The organism is uncultured Veillonella sp. (assembly GCF_905209685.1).
Lineage (GTDB): Bacteria > Bacillota > Negativicutes > Veillonellales > Veillonellaceae > Veillonella.
Genome location: NZ_CAJLUB010000157.1, coordinates 1 through 3,366 on the forward strand (window position 1 = coordinate 1; position 3,366 = coordinate 3,366).

Annotated in this window: 2 protein-coding genes; one reads left to right on the forward strand and one right to left on the reverse strand. The window is 42.8% G+C overall.

The window, feature by feature from the left end:
- Positions 1 to 204: heavy metal-binding domain-containing protein (locus QZ055_RS08710; protein WP_295826258.1), on the forward strand; the 204-nt coding region annotated here is incomplete at its 5' end.
- Positions 205 to 259: 55 nt separating this feature from the next.
- Here the strand turns inward: QZ055_RS08710 and QZ055_RS08715 are convergent.
- Positions 260 to 3,322, reverse strand: a complete 3,063-nt coding sequence (locus QZ055_RS08715) for an efflux RND transporter permease subunit (protein WP_295826260.1) — start codon at positions 3,320 to 3,322, stop codon at positions 260 to 262.
- Between the last annotated feature and the right edge of the window lie 44 nt (positions 3,323 to 3,366).

Sequence of the window (3,366 nt, forward strand, 5' to 3'; positions counted from 1 at the left end):
ATTCGCGACATCGTTGGTGGCCGTAGTGGCAGCTATGAAAACTCCTTAATGAATGCACGCCAAGCAGCCCTTGATGAAATGTCTCAACGGGCTTCTAAAATGGGTGCTAATGCTGTTATCGGCGTATCCTTCCAATACAGCACAGTAGGTGCAGAAAATGGTATGCTCATGGTTACATGCAATGGTACAGCCGTTGTAGTTTAATAGGTGATAAAAATCCCCCTAATAATAGTGTTAAAACTATATTAGGGGGATTTTTTTATTTTATCTTATACCATGTTGCATACATAACTGGTAGTACGATAAGTGTTAGAACTGTTGCCACTAGTAGGCCGCCGCTGAAGGCGATAGCAAGTGGGCTCCAGAATACAGATCCCATGAGCGGAATCATGCCTAAAATCGCTGCGATAGCGGTGAGCATGATAGGGCGGAAACGAAGTGTAGCGGAGTTAATAATCGCTTCACGTGGTTTTTGTCCTTCTGCCTTGTGGATTTCGATTTGGTCTAACAAGATAATGGAGTTACGAATGATCATACCCGAAAGGGCGATGATACCTAGAATAGCCATAAAGCCCAATGGCGTTCTCGTAATATTCAGAGCTAATACAACGCCGATTAATCCGAGAGGCGCTGTGAGCAAGGCCATAAACATGAGGGCGATTCGCTTTAATTGGAACATGAGGATTGTCATAATTACAAAGAGCATAATCGGCATTGGTGTTAACAGATTTTGTACAGCTGTTACACTCTTTTCAGCGGCCCCATCAAGTTCAATGGTATATCCTGTAGGCAAGGAATCGCGAATGTCTTGTAAGGATTTATACACTTCTTTAGTTTTTGCATTGCCTAGGACGCCAGCATTTACATTAGCGTGAATGCTGATGGTTGGCATCATGTTGCGATGCCAGATAATACCATCCTCTTGGGTCATGGTGATGGTTGCAATTTGGCTAAGCGGTACATAGGAACCATTACCTGTTTGAATAGGTAAGGAGGACAGAGCACTTAAGTTGTGTTGTTCATTATCTCCTAAACGGAATGTCACAGGAATTGTTTGGTTACCTTCGTAGTATTCCCCAGATTTAGTGCCAGATAATAGGCTTTGCAAGTGTAAGGACACGGCATAGCTATCGATACCAAGTAAACGAGCCTTGTTAGGATCGATATGAATATTGGCTACTGGTTCCGTATCTGGCCAGTCAAAGGCTATGTTATGCAAATCCTTATCGCCTTGCATCTTATCTTTTACCTTGTTGGCAATTTCTTTTACCACCTTTTGATCAGGTCCAGAAACGCGGAGCATAACTGGATATTTGGATGGTGGACCAATTTGTAAGAACTGCGTATTTACAAGGGCAGATGGGAATTCTTCATTTAAGTATGGAGTCAATTCTGCATATAATTTATCGCGGTCCTCTAAGGATTTTGTGACGATTACATATTGCAAGAAATTGTTCCGTTGCAATTCCGGTTCCAAGGTGAGGACGAAACGTGGAGAACCTTGTCCAATGTAGGATGTAAAGGTTGAAATATGTTCGTTACCTTGTAAATGTTTGTCGATGATCTTCGCTTGATTTGCTGTGTACTCGATGGACGAACTTTGAGGGAATTGCATAGATACTATGATTTCATTACGCGTTGATGATGGGAAAAATTCCTGTTTGATCAATGGTAGTGAAAGTAGGGATAACACAAAGGCACCTAAGGTGATGAGTAATACGACCTTATGATGTCCTAAGGCCCAATGTAACAGTCTTTCAAATTTATCATAGAATGTAACACTGAGCTTGTGCATGATACGGTCTCGTTTGTTCCATTCTGATTCAGGTTTTGGTGCCTTATTTTCGATGATTTTATAACCGAGAACAGGGCTGACGAGAACAGAGGCGAACCAAGATAGGATGAGCGCCATAAATACAACGATGGATAGAGATTTTGTAAACTCTGCTACCATGCCTTGTGCTAATGCTAATGGCAAGAAGCCTGCACAGGTAATGAGTGTACCAGATAGCATAGGGAACGCTGTCGATTGATAAGCAAAGGTAGCGGATCTAAAGTGCCCCCAACCTTCTTCGAGCTTAACGCTCATCATTTCTACAACGATGATGGCATCATCTACGAGGAGGCCTAGAGCCAGTATTAACGCACCTAGACTAACCTTGTGCAGATAAATGCCGCTTTCATACATCAAAATAAATGTAGTAGATACGACGACTGGAATAGTGAGGGCTACGACCACACCTGTTCGCAAGCCAAGAGATGCAAAGCTTACGAGCAATACGATGGCGATGGCTTCAAATAAGGATTGTGAGAAGTCCCCAATGGATTCCTTAACAATATGTGGCTGATTAGATACTTGATCGAGTTCAAGGCCCGCAGGGATGGTTTTCTTCAACTCTGCTAGCTTTTTATCGATAGCTTCACCAAATTCCACATTGTTAGCCCCAGCATCCATGGAGATGGCAATACCGATAGCTGGCTTGCCTTCATAGTAGAATTGAGGGTTGCTAGGATCTTGGTATGTCATGGTTACATCAGCCATGTCGCCAAGGCGCAAGGTTTGATTATTGATGCGAATTGGCATATCTTGTACGGCTTGTGGACTATCAAATAGACCGTTCACGCGGAGATACACATTATTCGTATCCGTCGTAATCATACCAGCTGGAACCATCATACTTTGCTGTTTGATAGCCGTTAATAGCTGTTGTGTACTGATTTTATAGGATGCTAATTTATCCTTATTAATCGTTACATTAAGGGTTTGTTGTTGAACCCCAATAAGGCTGATTTTCTTAACATTTGGAACAGATAACAGCTGACGTTTTAAGTCTTCTGCTTGTTGTCGCTTTTCTTCGTACGAGAATTCATCGCCGCTAATGGCGTAGATAATGCCGTATACATCATCAAATCTGTCGTTGATGGTCGGTCCTTGAACACCTTGTGGTAATGACTTCCATTCATCGTTGATCATGTTCCGCGCTTCTTCCCAAGCGGGACGAATTTTATCGGATGGTAGATTTTCTTTCAGATTAATATAAATAACTGATTTACTGCCATCTGTGAAAGATTTTGTATAATCGACGCCAGGTAGGTCGCGTAGTTTTTCTTCTAATTTGTCCGTTACCTGATCCGACATTTCTTGTGGGGAAGCCCCCGGCCAAGCAACGCCGACCACCATGGTGCGCATCGTAAAGTCTGGGTCTTCCATACGTCCCATATGGTTGTATGAGAAGATACCAAAGGTGAGGAGCACAGCCATGAAGTAGTAGATAATGGACTTATGTTTGAGGGCCCATTCGGCTAAGTTAAATTGTTTCATTGACTAACCGCCGTCCCTTCTTGTAATTGTTGGGTACCTGCGGT

Coding starts and splice junctions, on each gene's coding strand:
- QZ055_RS08715 (WP_295826260.1), bottom strand. CDS start 3,322: ATGAAACAATTTAACTTAGCCGAATGGGCCCTCAAACATAAGTCCATT.